This window comes from Paramicrobacterium chengjingii, assembly GCF_011751765.2.
Taxonomy (GTDB): domain Bacteria; phylum Actinomycetota; class Actinomycetes; order Actinomycetales; family Microbacteriaceae; genus Paramicrobacterium; species Paramicrobacterium chengjingii.
The window spans coordinates 810501-831540 of sequence record NZ_CP061169.1; the positions used below are offsets into that span (position 1 = coordinate 810501).

The window sequence follows — 21040 nt, forward strand, 5'->3', positions numbered from 1 at the left end:
CAGAAGCTGGGCGCGCACAGGGAAACGGCGCCACTGAGTAAGAATATCGTCGTCTGTCCTCCCCGCGTGCAGGGATGACGAATTGTTGCTCTGTCAGTCGGCAAGGCGCCAGTCTGCAAAGTCGAAGCCGGGCGTCACGAGGCAGCTGACGAGCACATCGTCGTCGCCGGGAATCGTGCGCTGCCAGCATCCGGCGGGAACGAGAAACTGCTGGCGCGCATTGTCAGTACCGGGGGAGGCGAGGAGTGCTGTTTCGCCGGTCTCGCGCGGTGCATCGCCCGTGCCCCCGAGCTCCAGTCGCAGGGCACCGGGCCCGTGCCACATCCAGACTTCGTCTGACGTGACAACGTGCCAGCGCGAGTGTTCTCCTGCGGGCAGCCAGAAATGGATGAGCGTCGCAGCCGGGCGATCTCCGGCGGGCGTCGCGAGTGCATCGGGTGCCGTGAAGGTGCGACGGTACCAACCGCCTTCGGGATGCTGTTCAAGGTTCAGTTCACGGATGGCGTCGAAGGTCATGCTGAAGGTTCCTCTCTGCGGTAGACGGTCTCGCCCGCGACGATCGTTCGCCTGCAGGTGCCCGCTCCCGCCTCGACGAGTTGGCTGAGAGCCTCGCGCGGCGTCGTGTCGGTGACGTCGAAGAACGCCAGGTCGGCGAGAGCGCCGACGGCAAGCTGGCCGACGCGCTGCGTTCCGGTGCCGAGCCCGAGAGCATGAGCGCCACCCAGTGTGACCGCGTGGAACAGTCGTTGGTGCAGATCGCTCTCTGCGTACCCCTGCTCGCGTGCGATTCTATGCAGCTGCGCGACGTCGGCGAGCGGATCGAGGCTCGGCGATGACGACAGCGAGTCGGTGCCGACCCCGATGAGGTTTCCTTCGCGCAGGTAGGCGGCGACCGGCGGTGCGTCGAGCCCGATCACCTCGTTCGAGCGTGGGCAGAGGGCAACAGATGTTCCACGTGCGCGCAGCAGGGAGCGATCGCGCCCCGTCATGTAGATGCCGTGGGCAATGTGGCAGTCGGGCCCGAGCACGCCGAGCTGGTCGACGAATTGCGTTGAGCTCACGCCCACACCGCGGCTGCGCAGCGCCCGGAAGCTCTCGGCGTTCAAGCCCACCCAGGCATCGTCGCTTTCGACGTTCTCGTTCTCGAAGTGCGCTTCGGCCAGGTGGATGTGCAGGCGCATTCCCCGGTTGCGCACGACGTCGGGGATGTCGAGAAGCGGCTGCACCTCGAGAGAATACGGCGCGTGCGGTGAGACACCGACGCCGGGGGTTGCCGGCATGCTGTCGAGATCGGCGATCGCGGCGTCACGGCCGTGCGCCCGCCAGTCGGCGTTGCTCCACCCCATGACTTCCCAATACGCAATGCCGTGCAGTCCGGCGTCGTGCAGCGCCGACACCGCTTCGCGATCGGTGACGACGTCGGCGAGAGCTGTCGTGCCTGAGGCAACAGCGAGCCGCGCACCCTCGGCGGCGGCAGCGCTCCAGTCATGGGCGGCGCCGTCGCGGTCATACACCGTGTCGAACGCCGCGGCCCAGTCGTCGAACCCGTCATAGCGCCGAGTGGCCACGTCTGCCATGCGCGTGTATTGCAGGTGCGTGTGCGCGTTGACGAGCCCCGGTGTGATCACGCCATCCCAGTGCTCTTCGGCAAAGTCGATTCCGGCATCACGCAGCGACTGTAAAACCCACTGGCGCTCGCCGACGTGCAAAATCCTGTCTCCGCGCACGGCGATGGCTCCGTCGCGAATTCGCGGTGCGGTGACGGGGATGACCAGAGGGGCGCTGTACACCGTGACCGTCGCGTGAGTCGGGTCGTCCGCCGACGTGCTCGGTGCGCTGACAGCATCGCGTGAATAGCGGCTGCGCTCGGATGCAATCGGTGCTGTCGTCGGGGCATCAGAGGTTGTGGATGCTGCGACACCATGCCGCGCGCCGAGTGCGCGCAACGCGATCTCGTCCTCGCGCTTCGGCGCGAGCTCGTGCAGGCCCGGAGCCAGTGCCCGTGAGTCCGTGAGCGCTCCCGCAGCAACGAGCTGCTCGACGGCAGCGAGCTGGGCGGCGAACGACAGGTCCATAATCTCAATGGGATTGCCGCCGGCTGCCGTGTAGTTCACGCCATGGCCGTGCGCAAGCACGAGTACTCGGTGGTCTCCGAGAACCAGATCGCTGATCTGGGGACCGTGATCGTTCCACAACGCGTGCGGTGCATCGAGCTCGCCATCTGTCCCGCCCGCGACGGCGAACACGGTTTGGCGTGCCGCTGTGCTCAGCAGCTGTTCGTCGATCGTGCCGCGCACACCGGATGCTGACACCACGATGTTCGCACGGCGCACGCCCTCGGCTGCCGGCAACACCTCGAATCCATCGACCTCCGCAGCGAGCGCGCGCACGGGGTCGATCTCTGTCACGATCACCGGGGCTCCGAGCGCGCGTGCATGGCGGCACACGCCTTCGCCGACAGGGCCATACCCGAGCACGAGCCAGGTAGCGGTGAGCGGATCGCACTCGCTGACGCCCTCAGTGCGTGCTTCGTTAAGAAGGTCGACAATGGCGAAGACGCACGTCTGCCCCGTGCCATACCTGTTGTCGAACAACGTCTTCACGCGAGCGTCATTGACGGCAATCACGGGAACGGCCAACTTCCCGGCGTGATCCATGTCGCGGAGCGGGCGCACGCCGCTCGTCGTTTCTTCCGCAGCGCCGCGCAGGTGAGTGAGGGCTTCCGGATGCTCGTGCACGAGCCGAATGAGGTGGGCGCCGTCGTCGATCAGCAGTTGCGGGTGCCAGCGCACCAGATCCTGTGCCTGCTCGTCGTCTTCGTCGGCCGTCGCATCGGGCGAGCCCAGCACGACGATGCCTCGTGCGCGCAGCGCTGCCGCAGCTTCGGGGTCCACCTCGTTCGCGGGTGCGAACACGCGCACGTCAGCGCCTGCGCGAGCCAGTTCGATCGCCAGCACAGCGGTCTTGGGCTCGAGCACCAGAACGATGCCGATGCGCACCCCGCGCACGGCGCCGCTTCCCGCGAGGCGTGACGCCAGCGCGCGTGTGACCGGCATCGCTCCCGCCGCCCAATCGATGCGCGTCGAGCCGCGGTCGGCAAGAAAATTCTCGTGAACGGGCGTGCTGCTTCGAGGCGGTGCGTGAAGAACCTCGGTGTCGATGATGACAATCTCGCCCCGCGTGGCGTGGGCGGCACGCAGTCCGTGCGGAAGCATCCGATTGCTTGCTGTGACGTGCGCTGCGGCTCCCGATGCGCTGCCCAGCGCACCCGCATCGTCGACGATGATCGGCGAGTGCGATGCCGTTTCGCCGTGCGCTGCCGACGCGTCATCGAGCCATGTGTGCACTGTCGCATGCTCGGCATCGGTCAGCGCTTCGAGAAGAACGAGCACGTCGCACTCGTCGACGGCGACGTTGTGGCCGCCCATGCCCTGCACGATCGTCCGCAGCGCCGCGACGGCATCCTGCTGGCCCAGAATCGCGAACCGTGTTCCGGCGATCAGCCGGTTCGTCACTCGGTTAAATGCGGTCAGAGTCGAGGCAGCGTGCACCCGGTGCTCGGCTGAGGGCGAGGGGGCAGAATCGTCGGGGAGCGGCACTCGCTCATTGTATTGTGCGGGATTGTATTGTGCGGCAGTCGTTACGCTGCAACGAATCCCGGCACATACTGTGCACCGCAAGCCTCCGCCAGCGTCGATCCGAAAAGCGCTGCCGGCGTGAACGCACCCGGCCGTCCCGACCCATCGAGCAGACGGCGCGCGATCTCGGCCGGCACCGTGCCGGTGAATGTGGAGGCATCGTCGACGCGAAGCCAGCCGTCGCGCACGGAGCCGTCTGACCATTCGACGTGCGCGTGGCCCCACGAGTACTCGCGAGGGCGGGGCCGGGCCGACACCGTTACACGTGCAAGCAGTCGCTGGGCAACGGTGCGCAGCGGCGGAAGCGCCAGCAGTGCGGTTGCAAGCGGCAGCGCGAATCGAATGGGCCCCGTTGGCGCCATGCTTGAAGCGGCGATCACCGTTGGCGCTTGGCTGTCGTGCCGGGCGGCCGCCACATCGCCGAGCGGCATGCTGGCTGTTGAGACGACTGTGCCGTCCGGAAGGGCGAGCCGCATGGGGTGGCTCGCCAGGGCGCTGCCGTGACGGTCACGGTAGGCCAGCCCGCTGACAAGTGACGTCGCAAGCGACTCGCCCACCTTTCCGGCCTCACTTTCCATCGACGGAATCATGTCGACGCGAACGCGCGCGGGTGTCGAGCGACCTTCGAGAAGCTTCACGAGGATGCTTTCAGATGCGGTGACTCCGAATCCGGCGCCCGTCACCGCAGTCTGGCCCGCGGCGGCGAGCTCTGCGTCGCGATCGAGCAGAGTGTCGATCGCGCCCACGTCGTTGGCAATGTCGATGTAGTGAACGCCCGTTGCGACGAGCGCGGCTGCCGTGTCTACGAACGGTGCGATGGTATTGATCACGATGGCCGGATGCTGTCGCCGAACCTCAGCGACGATCGCGTCGATCGATGGGGCGACGACAGTTTTGGTGCCCTCAACCGCCGCTGCTGCCAGCGTTGCCGCGTTGCGACCGACGAGCACGGGCTCAATGCCTCGCTGTCGTAGCGCCGCTGTGATGTTCTGCCCGCTGCGGCCTGCGCCGCCCAGAACCCATACGTCATTGCTCATGGCTTGCTCCTTCTGTGATGACATCGCGTGTCATCACAGTAGCACCCTGATGGCATGCCGTGTCATCACGTAAGATGAGACCGTGAGCAGATGGGAGCCGGGTGCGCGCCGGAGGCTGGAGAAGGCGGCCTTCGAGCTCTTTGTCGAGCACGGATTCGCGGCGACGACAGTGCCTGAGATCACGGCGCGTGCCGGATTGAGCACGCGCACGTTCCATCGGTATTTCGCTGATAAGCGCGAGGTAGTCTTTGGCGGCGAAGATGTGCCAGCGGAGGCTGCCCAGGTATTGGCAGAGGCATCGCCGTCGGCCGAACCGCTTGACGTGATCATGGGCGCGTTGCGTTCGTTCGCCGAGACGCGCTTTGAGGGCCGCCGCGACGAGCTGCGAATCCGGCGCGAGATCGTCAGCTCAGACCCGGGCTTGCGTGAACGCGACCTGCAGAAGCGGGAGACTGTGGGAAAGATCGTGCATGACGCGCTGTGCGCCCGCGGCGTGCCCGAAACTCGAGCAGCTCTGCTGTCTGAGACCTGCGTCACGCTGCTCTACGTCGCGGTGCAGGAGTGGCTCGCCCGCGATGACGAAACGCCCCTCGTCGATATCATCGCCGACGCGCTCGACACCCTGCGTTCAGCGCTGGCGTAAATGGTGTCGCTTCGATAGACGATGATCTTGTCGCCGCGCTCGGCGTCGTCAAATAACGTCGAGACTTGCACTCTCGCAACCTCAATGGCGACCCTTCTCATGGTGCAACCATCGAACCCGTGCTAAAAATGCGCAACGAGTCGACGAGGCTTCCGTATTATGCCCGTGAAGCGTGAGTCGTGCTTCATGTAAAACTGCCTGTGAAATTCGGTGGTCGCGCGATGATGGGGCATGGGATGTAGCGGGGGTTCCTTCGCATGGTGTGGCACGTGTGCGAGGGTTAGGTATGGCTGATGATCGCGACCTAGAGTGCATCGTCACTCTCGCAGAAGAGCTGCATTTCGGCAGGGCGGCAGCCCGTTTGGGCACGGCGCAACCGGCCCTCACTAAACGCATTCAACGGTTGGAAGCAGAGTGGGGTGTTCAGTTGTTCACCCGAGGAAGGCACGCTGCCTCATTGACATCCGCGGGTGCTGACATTGTCCGTCATGCGAGACGTGTGCAGGGAGAGTATCGTGCCTTGCGTGTCACAGCTGCCAGTGTCGGCACGGGGCAGTCTGGGACTGTTCGGGTCGGTGCCGTCGGGTCAGCCTTCTTTGAAGCGCTGCCTAGAATATTGCGCCCAGTCCTTCAAAAGCTTCCCGGGCTCGTATTGAAGGTTGAGGAGTTGGAGACGCCCGAACTTGTAAACGGGTTAGAGTCCGGCGAGCTGCAGATCGGGTTCTTGCGGCCTCCCGTAGCGGGCAGAATCGAGTCGCGAACTGTCTGGGAAGAGAACCTTGTGATTGCGGTTTCAGATAGTGACGTGCTAGCGCATGAGCAAAGCATTAGTATCGCGCAACTGGCGGAACGTGAGGTCGCATTCTTTTCTCGCAGCGCTGGCACCGGATATTGGGATCATGTCGCTGCACTCTTCTATGCAGCTGGTGTTTCGTTCCAACCGTCTGAGAGAGCAGAGCATGTTTCCACTCTTCTGGGACTGGTATCTCTGGGTAATGAGGTCACGATTGTGCCTGAAAGTGCACGCAATCTTGCCATTCCAGGGGTGAGGTATGTGCCGATGCGCGAGGAGGCAAAGTTGCCTCTTGCTGTTGCGGCCAGTCCGGTCGCGGTGAATCCTGCTGCACACGAGTTGATGGCACTGATTCTGGACGAGTTACCCGAACGGACCGAGTGACTGGTGGGGCAGGCGGACGTCTGAATAACATTCCTTACAGGAATCACAGAGCCCTGAATCGATATTGGACGGGAATGGTCCACCCGGGTAGCGTCAGGGAAAATCTGATCTTCGAAAGGACTCTCAGGTGAGTACTTCCCAAGCGACGAAGTCAGAGTCGACCACTTTGCGTCGGGCAATTCTCTCAAGTTTCGCCGGAACCAGCATCGAATGGTACGACTTCTTCCTCTTCGGGTCTGCAGCAGCCCTCGTGTTTCCACGCGTATTCTTCCCAGAATCCGATCCAGCTACCGGGCTTCTATTTTCATTCATGACATACGGCGTCGCATTCGTCATGCGGCCATTCGGTGGAATCATATTTGGCCAGCTCGGAGACGTACTTGGTCGTAAGAACACGCTGATCGCCACATTGCTGATCATGGGTGTCGGAACCGTCCTCATAGGCTGCGTCCCTGGGTACGACACACTTGGGATCTGGTCTGCCGTGATACTTGTGCTCTTGCGAATTGTCCAAGGCCTCGGCCTCGGGGGCGAGTGGGGCGGGGCCGCGACACTATCTGCCGAGCACGCCGATGGGGCAGGCCGTGCCGCGAACCGCGGACTTCTCGCCTCATGGATGCAACTGGGCGTGCCAGCAGGGAACCTGCTCGCCGTCGCCGCACTTTACATCATGGAAACAGTACTTTCCCCCGACTCTTTCATCGCCTGGGGTTGGAGAATCCCCTTCATGGCAAGTGCTGTACTGATTGTGCTCGGGTTCTGGATACGTGCGGCTCTTGCCGAATCACCCCTGTTTCTCGCGACAGAGAAGGAAAAGTCCCCGTTGCGGACGATGCTACGGACGCACTGGCGGCAAGTACTTATCACGATCGGCATTCGCATCGCGTCCGATGTGTCTTATTACGTTTTCGCAGTATTCGCGCTGTCGTACATATCCAACGTGTTGGGCCTACCGGCAAGCGTCGGTCTCATCGGTGTAATTGTCGGTTGTTCCCTTCAATTCCTTGTGATTCCCATCAGCGCTCAAATCTCCGACTCTGTAGGTCGTCGACCTGTCTATATCTTTGGGGCAGCAGCCGTCGGCATCTGGGCATTCGTGGCGTGGCCATTGATTGCAACCGGCCAAGTGGCTCTCGCGATTGCGGCAATCTCCATCGGTATCGCCGCCCAAGGGATCATGTACGGGCCCATGACAGCGTTCATCACCGAAATGTTTGGCACAAAAGTTCGCGCGACCGGTGCCGGATTCGGATATCAAGTGGCCGGTATTCTCGGTGGTGCCCTCGCTCCCACCATCGCCCAGCTGCTAACCCAATGGTCACATAGCACGGTTACTGTCAGCATCTATGTCGCCATTACGGCAGCCATAGCGATCATCAGTTCGCTCCTTGCACGAGAAACAAGTGGAAAGGACCTGTCATGAGTCTTACTCAAGAAACTCTTGCACCTTCTTCAACGGCCGTCAGCCATATTCGTGAACAACTCCAGAAGAGAGGGCTTTCCGGTTATCTCGCGACCACGCCGTCAAACATTCAGTACGTGACGGGGTTCCGGAGTTATTTCGTTTCGGAATGGTGGCGGTTCCACGGAACTGTCCTCGCATACGTCCCGGCCGACGCAAGTGAACGCGTTGTCCTTATCGTAGGAGATTTCGAAGCCGAAACAGCCCGGAAGTCCGCCCCCGATGTCGATATCATCACGTACCGGTTGTGGGTCGATCTTTCCACGGCATCAGAGATGAAGAAACCTGCCGACCCCGCGGCAGTGGTACGCCCCGAACAGTGGGACCCGGACGAACTTGATCGTGCTGTACACACCTGCCTCCAGGCCAACAACGTCGTCGGTTCCGAGCTCGGCACCGACTTGCCCTACTTGACATATGACACGTGGCAGCGGCTACAAAGATCTGCCCCCCGAGCCTCGTGGGTTGACTTCAGTACCGACATGTACGACATCAGGCTGATCAAACAAGAGTGGGAAATTGATCACCTCCGCACCGCTGTGCAGCTCTCCGAACGTGGAATGATCGCAGCAATGTCGACCGCACGCGAAGGAATGACAGCTCAGGATATCCGCTGTGCCTACCAGGCCGGGGTCGCTCAGGCCGCACTTGGGAGTCCCCAGTTTGCGGGTTATACGGACAATTGGGTTTTGCCGACAATTGGCGGTTCGACGTCTGCAAGTTACGGCACAGCTGAGGGCGGCCTTCAGGACGGTGATCTGGTGAAGTTCGATTGTGGAACCACCGTGCACGGGTACCGAAGTGATGGCGGTAGGACGTTCGCATTTGGCGCTCCGTCGCAGGAAGCTGTATCTCTATACAAGGTTTTGCAGGAGGCTCAGAGTATTGCTCGTGATGCGCTTGTTCCCGGCGCTTTACTCAGCGATGCGTACACACGCTCGATGGCGTTCGTGCATGATGCTGGATACCCGGCTTATAACCGCGGGCACGTGGGGCATTCCGTAGGAATAGACAGTTTCCACGAGGAACCCCCGTTTATCGGCCCGCACTCGGATGCAACGGTCCGCGAAGGCATGGTGCTGGCAATCGAAGTCCCAACCTACACACCAGATGTCGGTGCGATCATGATCGAAGACCTTGTTGCAGTCAGGGCGGACGGGGCTGAGGTGTTGCACACGATGGCGCATGAACTTACATTCGTCGATCCCGAAACCGGGTCTGTCCTTTGAGTCCTGAAACATCCATATCTGCGTCATGGGACTCCTTGATGTGTACGCTTGGCGCTGACCGAGGTAATGGAGGATCTGCTGGAGCAATGCTCGCATGCGGTCAGAGAGTCAACCAAACCGACAGCGGGTCTAGGAGCGCAGGGAAGCATTCGGGTTGCCTCCCTGCGCTCAGTTTGTAATCGGGTCAGCCGATAGCAATCGTCCAGTCGCCGTCTGCTGTGACAGTGATGACCGAAAGGTCAGCGCTGACGGGAACGGTGCCGGAGTACGTGCCGATCTCATTGATGAGCAGACCGAATGAGAGGCTTTCGGCGGTGTCTTCCTGAACGATGAACTTGCCCGACCCGACATGGACGATAGTGGCGCTGGCCGCATCACCGTCATAAAGGTAGATGCCGTCATCTGTGCCCGATTCGGGAAGGGCCGGCGCTGCCGAAAGCGGCGAGGAATACACGCGACAGACCAGAAAGAGCGGCCTGTCGGCAAGGACGTCGACGAGGCGGCATCCGTTGCTCGTGAACTCTTGGCACAAGCTCGTGAATGCGTATCGGGCTACGACTGGAAGTCGGTGTACAAGGCAGGCGGCCCGAAGGCATACATCAATGCCGTCACGGGAGCCGTCGACTTTCTTCGTGACGTGACGAGTTCGCTCAATGCAGCGGAGCTGGGGGGAGAACACGTTGGCGGCGCGGTTCCGCAGCATCTTAAGTCGTCTCGCTCGAGTGTGGGCGCTCGCGTCTGGACGCGACAGCCTGGCCGATGTGCACTCTGAGATCAAGTTCTACGAAGAAGTGCGGGTATGGATGGCAAAGTACGATGCCATGGACCGGCAGAACCGTGGCGAGCCTGTTCCCGAGGACATTCAGCGACTGCTTGCCTCACTCATCGATTCGTCGACGGCGAACGGGGACGTGCTCGATATCTACGAAGCCGCGGGAATGCCGAAGCCGTCGCTCGAAGACTTAACCTCGGAGTTCGTCGAGAAGACGCAGAAGGCGCGCAACCCGCAGCTCGCGATCGAGGCGCTGCGCGCCATGCTCGTCGACGAGTCAACGGCGGTGACCCGGCACAACATTGTGCGTCAGCGCGCCTTCTCGGAGCGCATCGCTGAGCTCATGAACAAATACACGAACCAGCAGCTCACGTCGGCAGAGGTCATTGCCGAGCTCGTCGCGCTTGCCAAGGATGTCGCGAAAGAGGCACAGCGCGGCGAGACATTCGAGCCGCCACTTCGGTCAGACGAGCTCGCCGTCTATGACGCGATCGCTCACAACGAATCGGCTGTCAACGTGCAGGGCGAAGACACGCTCGCGCAGATCGCGCGCGAACTCGTGCAGGTGATGCGACGTGACGTGCGAACAGACTGGACGGTGCGCGACGATGTGCGAGCGAAGCTGCGCTCGTCGATCAAACGGCTGCTCGTGAAGTACAAGTATCCGCCAGACCAGCAGCCTGGTGCCATCAAACTCGTGATGGAGCAGATGGAGAGCCTTGCGCCAAAGTTCGCTGCCGAGCGTGCTGCATAGACACGTTGGCCGCATGTTGTGGGCTCGGGCATGATCAGCATGTTTGGCGTCATCGTGAGCGTTTGCATGTCGGACGCCAGGGGGAAGATAATTTCATGAATGAGTTGCAACTCTTTAAATCGAGAGACGGCACGGTTTCGGTCGAGATTGTTTCCGATGGTGAGACCGTTTGGGCTTCACAAGCCCAGATCAGCAACTTTTCGGCGTCGATCAATCTCGAATTTCCCGTCACGTTCAATCGGTGTTTCGTGAAGGCGAAGTGGACGGCGAAAGCAATATGCGGAAAGGGCATATTGCTTCTTCGGACCGACCGGTCACGTACTACAGCCTTGATGTAATTCTTGCAGTCGGGTATCGCACTCGCTCGGCGAGGGCAATCGAGTTTCGGCGCTGGGCTACCGATGTCTTACGCCGTTATCTGCTTGACGGCGCAGCTCTGAACGAGACTCGACTTGCCGAACTGGGACAGGTTGCTTCCATCCTCGCGCGTTCCGCTGACCAGCTGGCCTCCGGAATTGCTGAGGTCGTTGGCGCCTACTTGCCTGGCCCCGTGCTTCTACATGACTACGACGAAGGTTCGGTCACGGCCAACCCTATGACTGTTCCCGCGTGGACGCTGACCCTTGCGGAAGCTCGCAAGATAATTGCGGCTGTCGCAGCGGCGTTCCCCGACGACACCCTGGCTGGACGTGAACGAGGTGATGCGCTGGAGGGTGCGATCGCTGCTGTATATCAGGGATTTGGCGGCCGAGACGTGTACCCGACCGTTGAGGAGAAGGCAGCGCATCTTCTCTACTTCGTTGTGAAGGATCACCCGCTCTCCGATGGCAATAAACGCAGTGCCGCGGCACTGTTCGTGTCGTTCCTCGCGCGAAACGAATTGCTTTACGACGACTCCGGCAACACCCGCGTGACGAATAATGCTCTCGCTGCTATATCACGCTCCTCGTAGCCTCCAGCGACCCACGCGAAAAAGAGCTGATGGTGGCGCTGATTATCAAGATGCTCGAAACCGCGTAGCATCCGAAACCCATGAGCATTGGGCTGTGCGAGTGAGAACTACCGTCGGACGAGAAGCTCGACCTCTACGGACTGATGACGTTGGGCAAATGCCCGGTCAAGGGTTACAACTGAGAGGCCGCGAGCCTGAGCAAATGCTGCCAGGTAGTCGTCTGTCCACAGTTTGTGGCTTGTGTCGTCCCGTGCGGATAGCGTCCTCCACACGGATTCGAGGTTCGTAGGTTCCTCAAGGTGTATCACTCGGTCATCAGCTCGTAGACGATCGAGGACGGACCAGGTGGCGCCCCGCGTGAGGGCGTCCTCGCGCATGATGCTCGGATTCGACAGCAAACGGAGAAGGCCCATCTCGGTGACTCGACAAAAGGCGAGTTCGGAGTCTTGCTGATCGAACCACGTTCGTACGGATGGATGTGCGACGTGGCGGCCCCAAGTGGCAGCGAGCCACACGCCGACATCCAGCAGCTTCATCGAGCGTACTGTTCGTCATCGGACGCCAGGGCCGTGGCGATATCGTCCGGTGTGACATCAACTGTTGGCTCTGCCCCTGCGGCGATAAGCGGCAGAGAGACCCGCGTATGTGCGTTCGTGTTGCCAGCGACTTCGCGGGAAACTGCACGCATCAGCACAACCTTGAGTGTCTCGCCTCGCTGTGCGGCTCTCACTTTGAGAGCGCGAAGCAGATCATCGGGGAGATCAATCGTTGTGCGCATAAAACCATATTAGCATCAATTACGAGAGCCAGCGGTACTCGTACTCCGGACGGCCCGGCGTTCCATGGCGAGGCGACTTGGCCGCCTGCTTCATCTCGACAAGGTATTCGAGGTAGCGCCGCGCAGTGACACGAGACAGATCGAGACGGTCGCCGAGCTCCGTTGCCGAGAGCGACATCTTCGACTCACGCAGTGCAGCCGAGACAGACGTATAGGTCTCGTCGATCATGCCCTTCGGCAGCTTGCCCGGGGCGACGGTGCGCAGAGCGCTCAGCGCGTTGTCGATCGACGACTGGGTTGCCAGCGCTCCCGTGTCGCTGAGGTTCAGCTGAAACATGCGGTGGTTCTCGAGCTTCTCGCGAAAGGTAGGGAACGTGAACGGCTTGATCAGGTACTGGGCGACGCCCGTGGAGAGCGCTGCCTTGACGATCTGCAGATCACGAACCGCCGTGATCGCGAGGATGTCTGCCGAGTGTCCACGCTGCCGAATTCTATGGGCGACGTCGAGCCCATGAATATCAGTGAGATTCATATCGAGAAGGACAAGATCGACGGGGGAGCCATTTTGTGCCGCGGCATCCAGACGAGCGAGCGCGTCCGCGCCCGTGAGTACGACAGCATCCACCGTGTAACCCGGCACTCGACGAACGTAGTCGGCATGAGCCTCAGCGGTGACCGGCTCGTCGTCGACGACGAGAACGCGCAACTCGCGATCAGCGTTCATCAGGGGTCACCTCCGGCTCGACACCATTGTCGTCGGAGTGATCCGTCAGGGGAAGCGTCACGGTGAAGATCGCGCCGCCATCTGACTCGACGTCAAGCGTTCCGCCGAGTCGCTCGACGGCTTGGCGCACGAGGGCGAGGCCCAACCCGCGACCGCCGACATGGGATGCCGCATCTTTCGACGAGCGGCCCAGGCGAAAAAGCTCGTTCAAGGCGCCCGCGTCGACGCCGGGCCCCGAATCGGCGATCACAATAATCAACTCCGAATCGATCACCGAAAAATCTGCCCAGACGCGACGCTCATCCGAGGAAGCGGCAGCGTCGAATGCGTTGTCGAGGAGATTGCCCGTCACCGTGACAAGATCGCGGGCGTCGAGGCTGCCCGCAGGGAGTTCACCCGCTGCGGAGATCTGAAGTTTGAGCCCACGCTCATGGGCCTGTGCAGCCTTGCCGATCAAGAGCGCTGTAATGAACGGCTCGTCGAGCGATTGAACGAACTCGTCCGTGAGCCGCTGCGCGTCGCTCTGATCCTTCACGGCGAAGTCGAGTGCCTCGCGTTCGCGGCCCAACTCGATCAGCGTCGCGAGTGTATGCAGACGATTCGCATGCTCATGGGTCTGGGCCCGAAGCGCCTCGGACAGCGTCTTCATCGACTGAAGTTCGCCGGTCAACGCCTGAATCTCTGTGCGGTCGCGCAAGGTGGCCACCGTGCCCATGCTCGCGCGCGGAGGGCGCCGAATATCGGCATCCGGTTGCGTCGCCTGCTGCTGGCTGATCACGAGCACCCGGTCGTGTGTGAGATGAATCTCGTCAGTGGCGCTGCGCCCTGACGCGAAGAGCTGGGCGGCAGTCTCAGGGAGATCGAGCTGGGAGATGTGTGTCGGCGTGAACTCGCTTGCCGGGGGCAGACCGAGTAGATCTGCCGCCTGGTCGTTGTAGAGCACAAGGTTGCCCTGAGCGTCGACGAGCACGAGTCCTTCGCGCAGCGAATGGAGAGCGGAATCGTAGAAGGCAAACAGGCTGCGGAGCTGCTCGGGTCCGTAGCCGAGCGTGACACGGCGCAGGTAACGGCTGACCGCCCACGATCCGAGACCGCCAAGCGCGATCGCCGCGAGCGCAATGATGAGCAACTCAGGAATCGCCGCAGCCTGAGTGATCGAGAGGGTCTCGAGCGTGACACCGACGGAGACCATGGCGGTCACAGTGCCCGATTCATCAAAAATGGGGACAATCGCCCGCACCGATGGCCCGAGAGTTCCCTCGTACTGCTCAACCTGGCTTCTGCCCTCGAGCGCTTCGTCGATGCTGCCGATGTACGGTTTGCCCAGCTGCTCAGAGTTGGGGTGGGTGTATCGCGTGCGGTCGCGATCCATGATCGTGATGAAATCGACCTTCGCCGTGGCGATGACCGTGAGCGCGTAAGGCTGCAGCGCGCTCGTCGGGTCCGCCGTGCCGACGGCATTGGTCACGTAGGGATCGTTGGCGAGGGTCTCGGCAATGCTCAAAACTCGGGATGCTGTCGCCTGCCGCGCGTCGGCACGCGCGGTGACGTAACTGGTGATGCTCAGTGCGCCGCACACGATCACTACCAGAACCAGCTGCGCGAGAAACAACCGTGCAGCGAGTGATCGTGGGCGATGGGAGGCGGTAGCCGTTGGGGCGACGCTGCCATGGAATCTCACCTGCGACCTCCTGATGTTCTCGACGTGCACAAGCTTCGCACGTGCAGTTCGCCCTGCGTAGAAGTCTCTGCGAACGATATGAACGCAACCGCGACAGCATCCTGCCTGGCAATCAGTATGGTCACGCATCAATTCCCCAATCAGACCGAGGAGTCGGCATGGCAATGACGCCACAGAAACAGTCACCGCAATCAAACGCGGCCAGCCCGCGTGCACGGAAGAAAGACCGGACGCACTGGCTCTACATCTTCGTGATCGTCGCCGTCGTTCTTGGCGCCGCAGTCGGGTTGATCTTCCCTGAAGTGGGCCAAAGCCTCAAGCCGATCGGTACGGGGTTCGTCGCTCTGATCAAGATGATCATCGCGCCGATCATCTTCTGTACAATCGTGCTCGGCGTCGGCTCCGTCGCCCGCGCAGCCACCGTGGGCAAGGTCGGCGGCATCGCCATGCTGTACTTCCTCTTGATGGCGACGTTCGCACTCGCGATTGGCCTCGTCGTGGGAAACCTGGTGCATCCGGGCAGCGGCCTGCACCTCGAGCCGTACGAGGCGTCGAAGGGCGGCTCAGACGGCACAGTCGACTTCTTGATGAGCATGATCCCCGGCAGCATCCCCGTGCTGCCCACACTCGTGCTGGCGATTCTTGTTGGCTTCGCCCTGCAATCGATGGGCAAGGCCGGAGAGCCTGTGCTGAACGGCATCCGTCATATTCAGGCTGTGGTCTTCAAACTCATGATGATGATCATGTGGGCGGCCCCGATCGGCGCCTTCGGTGCGATCGCCGCTGTCGTCGGAGGCACCGGCTGGGCGGCGATCGGGTCGATGGCGATTCTCATGGGAACCTTCTACCTCACCTGTGCGCTGTTCATCGTGGTCGTGCTCGGCAGCATCCTGAAGCTCGTCACCGGACTGAACATCTTCCAGTTGATGCGCTACCTTGCCCGTGAGTACCTGCTGATCTTCTCGACGTCGTCGTCGGAGTCGGCATTGCCGCGGCTCATGGCGAAGATGGAGCATGCGGGAGTCTCGAAGACGGTTGTCGGCGTCACTGTGCCAACCGGCTACTCGTTCAACCTCGACGGCACGGCGATTTACCTCACGATGGCGTCGATCTTCGTTTCGACGGCGATGGGCATGCCCATGGGCGTCGGCGAGCAGATCTCACTTCTGGTGTTCATGATCATCGCGTCGAAGGGCGCCGCCGGTGTTACCGGGGCAGGCCTCGCGACACTCGCTGCGGGGCTGCAGTCGCATCGCCCCGAGCTGCTCGACGGCATGGGCGTGACCGTGGGAATCGACAAGTTCATGTCGGAATGCCGTGCGCTCACCAACTTCACGGGCAATGCTGTGGCGACAGTGCTGATTGGCAAGTGGACGAAGGAGCTCGACTTCGAGCAGGCACAAGCGGTGTTTGCCGGCAAGCGTCCCTTCGACGAGCTGAGCCTCGAACCCGATGCCCACGGGGACGAATCGGCGAACGACGCGGAGCCGGAGCGCGAGCTCGAGAACGTTCGCTGACGCTCGCAGAGTGCAGGACAGCGGGTCCGGTGATCACTCGGCGCGTCACCGGACCCGGTCGGCGCCGTGGGGGCGCTGAAGTTCCTGGGCGATTACCGTGCAGGGTCGAAAGAGTTCACCCCGGGGAACCGCGCAAATCCACGGTCGGAGGTCGCAATTCGCGCACCGTGGGCCACGGCCGCTGCCGCGATCAGAGCATCGGGGACGAGATTCCCTCGGATCCCGTCATCGTCGAGGACGAATGAGTTGAGAGTGGTCCACATATCCGATGAGCTGCGAAGCCAGCGGGCGGATTGAGAATTCACGAGAGCCGTCACGAACGAGAGCGCGACAGGTGTCGGTGCGGGGTGGGCGAAGATGCTCGGGTGAGTGACGATTCTCACAAACCCTGAAAGCACTGGGTCGAAGAGTGCAATATCTTCGGGGCTGATCACGGCGCGCTCGAGCCATCGTGCGTATTCGCTGTGGCGAGGCGACTCCTCGTCGAATGCGTAGATCAGGACGTTGACGTCGGGCAAAATCATCGGGCGTCATCCAAGACATCCCACACCGCGTTCTTGTCATCGACGTCGATGTGATAACCGCCGCTGCGCCACGTGGGCAGCGCACAGCGATGCTGTGGCAAACGTTCCGTCTCAAGGTGTCGTCTCAGTGATTCTTCGACAATGCTCGTGACCGTGCGATTCTCGTCAGCAGCACGCTTCTTGAGTTCTGCCATGAGCGCATCGGGCAGGTTCATCGTCGTCTTCATATTGCTGAGCATACCAGTGGATATGGCTATATGGTTCGCAGAGTGAGTGAGCTCATCACGCACGGCGAGCGACCGGATGCGAAGAGAGCAGCCTGATGCCGTTAGGCGAGGTCGTGATTACGCAAGGCCTGACCCATGCGCGTGATCGCGTCGCGCATGATAGGGCGCGGAGTCGCGAAGATGAAGCGGGCGCTGCCCACTCCGGCTGCACCGCATCCGCGGCCGTCTGTGACACCGACCCCAGCGTTCTCTGCGAAGAACGCGCCGGGGTTCTCGATGCCGAGAGCCGTGAAGTCGAGCCACCCGACATACGTTCCCTCCGGCCGGCTCATGGTGACGCCGGGCAGATGTTCTGAAACGAGATCGAGCAATTCGGCCCGGTTGCCGTCGAGGTAGTCAACAACATCGGCGAGCCACGGTTCTCCCTCGGTGTACGCGGCGATCGTCGCTGTCGCGCCCATCGTGGAGGCGCCGTGTGAAATCCAGTCTGCGTCGTCGAAGCGCTCCCGATCCGCGTCGCCAGCCACAATGAGCTGCGCGCACTTGAGGCCCGGAAGATTCCACCCCTTCGCGGCGGACGTTGCCGTGACGGTGTGCTGCGCGGCAGCATCCGTCACCGTGGCATATGACACGTGATCTGCACCCGGAAGAATGAGCGGCGCCCAAATCTCGTCGGCAAAAACATGCCCGCCCGCCTCCTCAACAACGGCGCTCACCTCGGCGAGCTCGTCAGCAGCGAACACGCGTCCCAGCGGGTTGAACGGCTGGCAGAGCAGAAGAATCTCGCCGCCCTCGGCAAACGCGGCGCGCAGCGCGTCAATGTCGAAGCGCCAGGTTCCGGCGTCGTCGATCATCGGTACTTCGATGACCTCACGACCGATGCGTGGTGGTACGAAGAGAAACGGCATGTACGACGGAGTCGGCACGATCACCTTGCCCGCGGGGCTGGTCAGTCGCGTGAGCGTCAACTCGAGCGCGCGAAGCACATCGGGAACAGCGATCACCCGGTCAGCGGGCACCGCGTAGCCCCGCGAGGCGAGAGCGGCCGCTGTCGCCTGCTGCACGTCGCGCAGCATGGATGCCGGGAGGTAGCCGAAGATTTGAGCGTCGACCGAGTCGCGCAGCGCCGACTGGATGGGCGCGGCAACCCCGAAGTCCATCTCGGCGATGAACGCGCCGATATCGATTCCGGGTGCGATCCACTTGGTGGCGCCCGTTCGCTTCAGATCGTCGATGGTCAGCGCGTCGATGCGCTCGGCGAAAGTCACGGAACCTCCGGAGTTACTTGAAGATGATGGTGCGTGCGCCGTCAAGAAGCACTCGTTTCTCGGCAAACCACTTCACAGCCTGTGTGAGAGTGCGGCTCTCTTCGTCTTGCCCGATGGCGACCAGCTGCTGTGGTGTCTGCGAATGGTCGACTCGAACGACGTTCTGCTCGATGATCGGCCCCTCGTCGAGGTCGCTCGTCACGAAGTGCGCCGTTGCTCCGATGAGCTTGACGCCTCGCGCGTGCGCCTGTCTGTATGGGTTGGCGCCCTTGAAACCGGGAAGGAACGAATGATGGATGTTGATGGCGCGACCTTCAAGAGCGGCACAGAGCTCGGGAGAGACGATCTGCATGTAGCGGGCGAGTACGACAAGCTCGATGTCGTGCTCGTCGACGGCATCGAGGACGCGCTTCTCGAACGCCGCCTTCGACGCTGCATCGACGATGGGGAGCGATTCGAACGGCACACCATAGAACTCCGCGAGCGAGCCCAGGTCGGGATGGTTCGCGAGAATGAGCGGAATGTCGATGGGCAGCTGCCCGGCCCGCTGTCGAAAGAGCAGATCGTTGACGCAGTGGCCCGCTTTGGTTGCGAGAACGAGTGTGCGTGCAGGCCGCCCGACATTGTCGAGGTTCCACGTCATGCCGAACTTCTCGGCAACAGGCTCAAGCGCCGCCTCGAAGTCGTCGCGCGACGCCGACGACTGCACCTGAAGGCGCATAAAAAATCGATCGGTGTCGACGCTCGCGAACTGCTGGCTTTCGCTGATGTTTCCATTGGCGGCGACGATTGCGCCACTGACATCGTGAACAATGCCGGGCTTATCGGCGCACACGAATGTGAGCACCCAGTGGTTGGGTGATTCGTCCCTCACGAGGGCAGTGGCATGGGTCACCCCACAAGACTAACCAGTCGCGCTCGCGGAATGGGTGAGCGACTGATCAGCGAGCTATCAGTTCGCCACCAGGTCGTCGTGCTCCGCACGTTTGAGAAACTCGCGCACGGTGTCGCGACTCTTCGACAGGGAGGAGATTCGGCACTCGAGGGCGCTGAGTTCGGCGGCAAGCAGCTCGGCAAGCTCCTGAGAACAGCTGACGTGGGCATCCGAGGCGCACGCCGCCTGTGTCTCGAGCACCACCTTCGCCAATCGTGTTGTGAGACCTGACTGTACGAGACCGCGAATCTGACGTGCGCGGCCGACGTCATCTTCAGAATACGAGCGGTAGCCGTTCTCTGAACGCACCGGGGTGATGAGCTCTTGCTGCTCGTAGTAGCGCAGCATGCGCGTGGGGATACCGGTGCGCTTGGAGAGTTCGCCGATTTTCACAGTGTTTCCATTTGTGATTGGGTCCCCATGCTTGACATTGACATTAGTGTCAGAGTTTACGTTCAGGGCATGTCAGAAACAAGAGCCGCGAAAATGGCCGAGTTGCCCGTCACGCGACCATCTTCATCAACCGGGGGTTTCCCCTTTGCCACGACCGGCATTCTGTCGCTCGTTCTCGCCGTCACGGTGACGGCCGAATCGTTACCCGCAGCGATCATGCCCCAGATGGCTGCTTCGCTCGGTGCCAACAATCTTCAGATCGGTCTGCTTCTCTCCGCATGGGCACTCACCGTGATTGTCGCCAGCATTCCGCTTGCGCGCTTCACACGGACTGTCGACAGGCGACTCGTGGTCGCCGGGTCGCTCGCTGTGTTTGCCCTCGGGAGCGCCGTTACTGCGATCGCTCCGACGTACGAGATCGCACTGCTCTCCCGGGTTGTCACGGCTGCCGCGCACGGGCTGCTGTGGTCCGTCGTCATCGTGTATGCGACGGCGATTCTCGACAGCCGCCACCTCGGGCGCGGACTGGCTTTCGTCACGGGCGGCGTCACTGTCGCTCTCGCCCTCGGGCTTCCGCTCGGCGCGGCTCTCGCCCTCGCCGGCGATTGGCGCATTGCATTCATCGGCGTCGCGCTGATCGTCGCTGCACTCGCGCTTATCGTCGCGAGGTTACTGCCGCGTGTCGTCCCCGAAGCATCCGTTCCCACACTCGACATGCAGGGTGCTCAGAAGCGGGAACAGCAGAGAGACCCGACGCGTGCTCCGGTGGCGGCGCTCCTGGCCGCGGCGCTGATCTTCGCGTTGGGGCACTTCGCGCTCTTCTCGTACATCACGCCGTACCTGGCCAACGCGGCGAACTTCGACGAGGCGTTGACCGGACCGATGCTCGCTCTCTTTGGTGCCGCAGGGTTCATCGGCATTATCGTGAGCGGCTTGACTGTCGATCGGTGGCCGACGATTGCCCTTCCACTGACATTCGCGGGAATGGCGCTTGCCGTGGCAACGCTTGCCTTCGCGTCCGCCGTCCCCTGGCTTGTGGTTGCCGGTGTCTTCGTGTGGGGCGTTGCCCTGGGCGCCCTGTCGCCGCTCATGCAGACCGCTGTGATGCGCACCGCATCGCCGCGGCTGCGCGCCACCGCAAGCGCGGCACTTGTCGTCGCGTTCAACGGTGGAATCGCCGCGGGGTCCTGGCTCGGAGGAGTGATCGAGAGTTCAGCGGGAACGACGATGAATGCCGGTGTTGCGGCAGTGACATCTGCGGCATCCGTTGTTCTCATTCTCATCGCGCAGAGACTGGCCGCACGCGCACCCAAACGGGAGTGACCGAAAC

Annotated in this window: 22 protein-coding genes; 9 read left to right on the top strand and 13 right to left on the bottom strand. The window is 61.9% G+C overall.

Annotated features, from left to right (window positions below; translation table 11 throughout):
- Positions 1–93: 93 nt before the first annotated feature.
- From HCR76_RS03995 to HCR76_RS04005, 3 genes are read right to left on the bottom strand one after another with little or no spacing between them, the layout of a single operon-like run.
- Positions 94–516 carry a cupin domain-containing protein gene (locus HCR76_RS03995; RefSeq protein ID WP_166988436.1) on the bottom strand — a complete coding sequence of 141 codons (423 nt, stop codon included), beginning with the start codon at positions 514–516 and terminating at the stop codon, positions 94–96.
- The gene (locus tag HCR76_RS17650; protein WP_166988438.1) at positions 513–3599 is read right to left on the bottom strand and encodes an adenosylhomocysteinase; all 3087 of its coding nucleotides are present in this window, start codon (positions 3597–3599) and stop codon (positions 513–515) included. The genes HCR76_RS03995 and HCR76_RS17650 overlap by 4 nt, the downstream gene beginning before the upstream one ends.
- 41 nt (positions 3600–3640) lie before the next feature.
- Entirely contained in the window at positions 3641–4675 is a 1035-nt protein-coding gene (locus HCR76_RS04005; RefSeq protein ID WP_198248136.1) for a saccharopine dehydrogenase family protein, read from the bottom strand.
- 82 nt (positions 4676–4757) lie between these two features.
- Here HCR76_RS04005 and HCR76_RS04010 point away from each other — a divergent pair, with 82 nt between their 5' ends.
- The 4 genes from HCR76_RS04010 to HCR76_RS04025 all read left to right on the top strand — a co-directional run bounded on the left by HCR76_RS04010 (position 4758) and on the right by HCR76_RS04025 (position 9186).
- Positions 4758–5318, top strand: a complete 561-nt coding sequence (locus HCR76_RS04010; RefSeq protein ID WP_166988442.1) for a TetR family transcriptional regulator — start codon at positions 4758–4760, stop codon at positions 5316–5318.
- Positions 5319–5604: 286 nt separating this feature from the next.
- Complete coding sequence (locus HCR76_RS04015; protein ID WP_166988444.1) at positions 5605–6495, top strand: LysR family transcriptional regulator; 891 nt, start codon at positions 5605–5607, stop codon at positions 6493–6495.
- A gap of 127 nt (positions 6496–6622) precedes the next feature.
- Positions 6623–7918, top strand: a complete 1296-nt coding sequence (locus tag HCR76_RS04020) for an MFS transporter (protein ID WP_166988446.1) — start codon at positions 6623–6625, stop codon at positions 7916–7918.
- Entirely contained in the window at positions 7915–9186 is a 1272-nt protein-coding gene (locus HCR76_RS04025) for a M24 family metallopeptidase (protein ID WP_166988448.1), read from the top strand. The genes HCR76_RS04020 and HCR76_RS04025 overlap by 4 nt, the downstream gene beginning before the upstream one ends.
- A gap of 184 nt (positions 9187–9370) precedes the next feature.
- On the opposite strand, the gene HCR76_RS17515 is transcribed toward HCR76_RS04025, so the two are convergent.
- Entirely contained in the window at positions 9371–9718 is a 348-nt protein-coding gene (locus HCR76_RS17515; protein ID WP_244971479.1) for a hypothetical protein, read from the bottom strand.
- On the opposite strand from HCR76_RS17515, the gene HCR76_RS17520 reads away from it, so the two are divergent.
- The 3 genes from HCR76_RS17520 to HCR76_RS04035 all read left to right on the top strand — a co-directional run bounded on the left by HCR76_RS17520 (position 9710) and on the right by HCR76_RS04035 (position 11664).
- Positions 9710–9958 (top strand): hypothetical protein, encoded by a 249-nt coding sequence (locus HCR76_RS17520; RefSeq protein WP_235934154.1) that lies wholly within the window; start codon positions 9710–9712, stop codon positions 9956–9958. The genes HCR76_RS17515 and HCR76_RS17520 overlap by 9 nt on opposite strands.
- On the top strand, positions 9840–10712 hold the full coding sequence (locus tag HCR76_RS04030) for a DUF3387 domain-containing protein (protein WP_244971480.1): 873 nt from the start codon (positions 9840–9842) through the stop codon (positions 10710–10712). The genes HCR76_RS17520 and HCR76_RS04030 overlap by 119 nt, the downstream gene beginning before the upstream one ends.
- A gap of 259 nt (positions 10713–10971) precedes the next feature.
- On the top strand, positions 10972–11664 hold the full coding sequence (locus HCR76_RS04035) for a type II toxin-antitoxin system death-on-curing family toxin (RefSeq protein WP_198248137.1): 693 nt from the start codon (positions 10972–10974) through the stop codon (positions 11662–11664).
- Between the two features lie 107 nt (positions 11665–11771).
- On the opposite strand, the gene HCR76_RS17675 is transcribed toward HCR76_RS04035, so the two are convergent.
- From HCR76_RS17675 to HCR76_RS04055, 4 genes are read right to left on the bottom strand one after another with little or no spacing between them, the layout of a single operon-like run.
- A complete protein-coding gene (locus HCR76_RS17675; protein WP_166988450.1) occupies positions 11772–12200 on the bottom strand; it encodes a TA system VapC family ribonuclease toxin in 429 nt (142 codons plus the stop codon).
- A complete protein-coding gene (locus HCR76_RS04045) occupies positions 12197–12442 on the bottom strand; it encodes a hypothetical protein (protein WP_166988452.1) in 246 nt (81 codons plus the stop codon). Before HCR76_RS04045 ends, HCR76_RS17675 begins: the two co-directional genes overlap by 4 nt.
- A gap of 19 nt (positions 12443–12461) precedes the next feature.
- A complete protein-coding gene (locus HCR76_RS04050) occupies positions 12462–13166 on the bottom strand; it encodes a response regulator (RefSeq protein WP_166988454.1) in 705 nt (234 codons plus the stop codon).
- A complete protein-coding gene (locus HCR76_RS04055; protein ID WP_244971481.1) occupies positions 13156–14847 on the bottom strand; it encodes a sensor histidine kinase in 1692 nt (563 codons plus the stop codon). The genes HCR76_RS04050 and HCR76_RS04055 overlap by 11 nt, the downstream gene beginning before the upstream one ends.
- Positions 14848–15005: 158 nt before the next feature.
- Between HCR76_RS04055 and HCR76_RS04060 the strand changes: the two genes are divergently transcribed.
- Positions 15006–16364, top strand: a complete 1359-nt coding sequence (locus tag HCR76_RS04060; protein ID WP_166988458.1) for a cation:dicarboxylate symporter family transporter — start codon at positions 15006–15008, stop codon at positions 16362–16364.
- Between the two features lie 92 nt (positions 16365–16456).
- Here HCR76_RS04060 and HCR76_RS04065 read toward each other — a convergent pair whose 3' ends face one another.
- The 5 genes from HCR76_RS04065 to HCR76_RS04085 form a co-directional block, all read right to left on the bottom strand.
- Complete coding sequence (locus HCR76_RS04065; protein ID WP_166988460.1) at positions 16457–16888, bottom strand: TA system VapC family ribonuclease toxin; 432 nt, start codon at positions 16886–16888, stop codon at positions 16457–16459.
- Positions 16885–17115, bottom strand: coding sequence for a ribbon-helix-helix protein, CopG family (locus tag HCR76_RS04070; RefSeq protein ID WP_235933945.1), 231 nt, complete (start codon positions 17113–17115; stop codon positions 16885–16887). Before HCR76_RS04070 ends, HCR76_RS04065 begins: the two co-directional genes overlap by 4 nt.
- A 101-nt stretch (positions 17116–17216) precedes the next feature.
- The gene (locus HCR76_RS04075) at positions 17217–18383 is read right to left on the bottom strand and encodes a MalY/PatB family protein (RefSeq protein WP_166988463.1); all 1167 of its coding nucleotides are present in this window, start codon (positions 18381–18383) and stop codon (positions 17217–17219) included.
- 13 nt (positions 18384–18396) lie between these two features.
- Positions 18397–19278, bottom strand: coding sequence for a formyltetrahydrofolate deformylase (purU, locus tag HCR76_RS04080; RefSeq protein WP_235933949.1), 882 nt, complete (start codon positions 19276–19278; stop codon positions 18397–18399).
- A gap of 57 nt (positions 19279–19335) precedes the next feature.
- Positions 19336–19710 carry a MerR family transcriptional regulator gene (locus HCR76_RS04085; RefSeq protein ID WP_166988464.1) on the bottom strand — a complete coding sequence of 125 codons (375 nt, stop codon included), beginning with the start codon at positions 19708–19710 and terminating at the stop codon, positions 19336–19338.
- A 69-nt stretch (positions 19711–19779) separates the two neighbouring features.
- Between HCR76_RS04085 and HCR76_RS04090 the strand changes: the two genes are divergently transcribed.
- On the top strand, positions 19780–21033 hold the full coding sequence (locus tag HCR76_RS04090) for an MFS transporter (protein ID WP_166988466.1): 1254 nt from the start codon (positions 19780–19782) through the stop codon (positions 21031–21033).
- Positions 21034–21040: the final 7 nt, after the last annotated feature.

Coding starts and splice junctions, on each gene's coding strand:
- HCR76_RS04065 (WP_166988460.1), bottom strand. CDS start 16,888: ATGATTTTGCCCGACGTCAACGTCCTGATCTACGCATTCGACGAGGAG.
- HCR76_RS03995 (WP_166988436.1), bottom strand. CDS start 516: ATGACCTTCGACGCCATCCGTGAACTGAACCTTGAACAGCATCCCGAA.
- HCR76_RS04030 (WP_244971480.1), top strand. CDS start 9,840: ATGCAGCGGAGCTGGGGGGAGAACACGTTGGCGGCGCGGTTCCGCAGC.
- HCR76_RS17675 (WP_166988450.1), bottom strand. CDS start 12,200: ATGAAGCTGCTGGATGTCGGCGTGTGGCTCGCTGCCACTTGGGGCCGC.
- HCR76_RS04070 (WP_235933945.1), bottom strand. CDS start 17,115: ATGAAGACGACGATGAACCTGCCCGATGCGCTCATGGCAGAACTCAAG.
- HCR76_RS04005 (WP_198248136.1), bottom strand. CDS start 4,675: ATGAGCAATGACGTATGGGTTCTGGGCGGCGCAGGCCGCAGCGGGCAG.
- HCR76_RS04015 (WP_166988444.1), top strand. CDS start 5,605: ATGGCTGATGATCGCGACCTAGAGTGCATCGTCACTCTCGCAGAAGAG.
- HCR76_RS04025 (WP_166988448.1), top strand. CDS start 7,915: ATGAGTCTTACTCAAGAAACTCTTGCACCTTCTTCAACGGCCGTCAGC.
- HCR76_RS04090 (WP_166988466.1), top strand. CDS start 19,780: ATGTCAGAAACAAGAGCCGCGAAAATGGCCGAGTTGCCCGTCACGCGA.
- HCR76_RS04045 (WP_166988452.1), bottom strand. CDS start 12,442: ATGCGCACAACGATTGATCTCCCCGATGATCTGCTTCGCGCTCTCAAA.
- HCR76_RS04050 (WP_166988454.1), bottom strand. CDS start 13,166: ATGAACGCTGATCGCGAGTTGCGCGTTCTCGTCGTCGACGACGAGCCG.
- HCR76_RS04060 (WP_166988458.1), top strand. CDS start 15,006: ATGGCAATGACGCCACAGAAACAGTCACCGCAATCAAACGCGGCCAGC.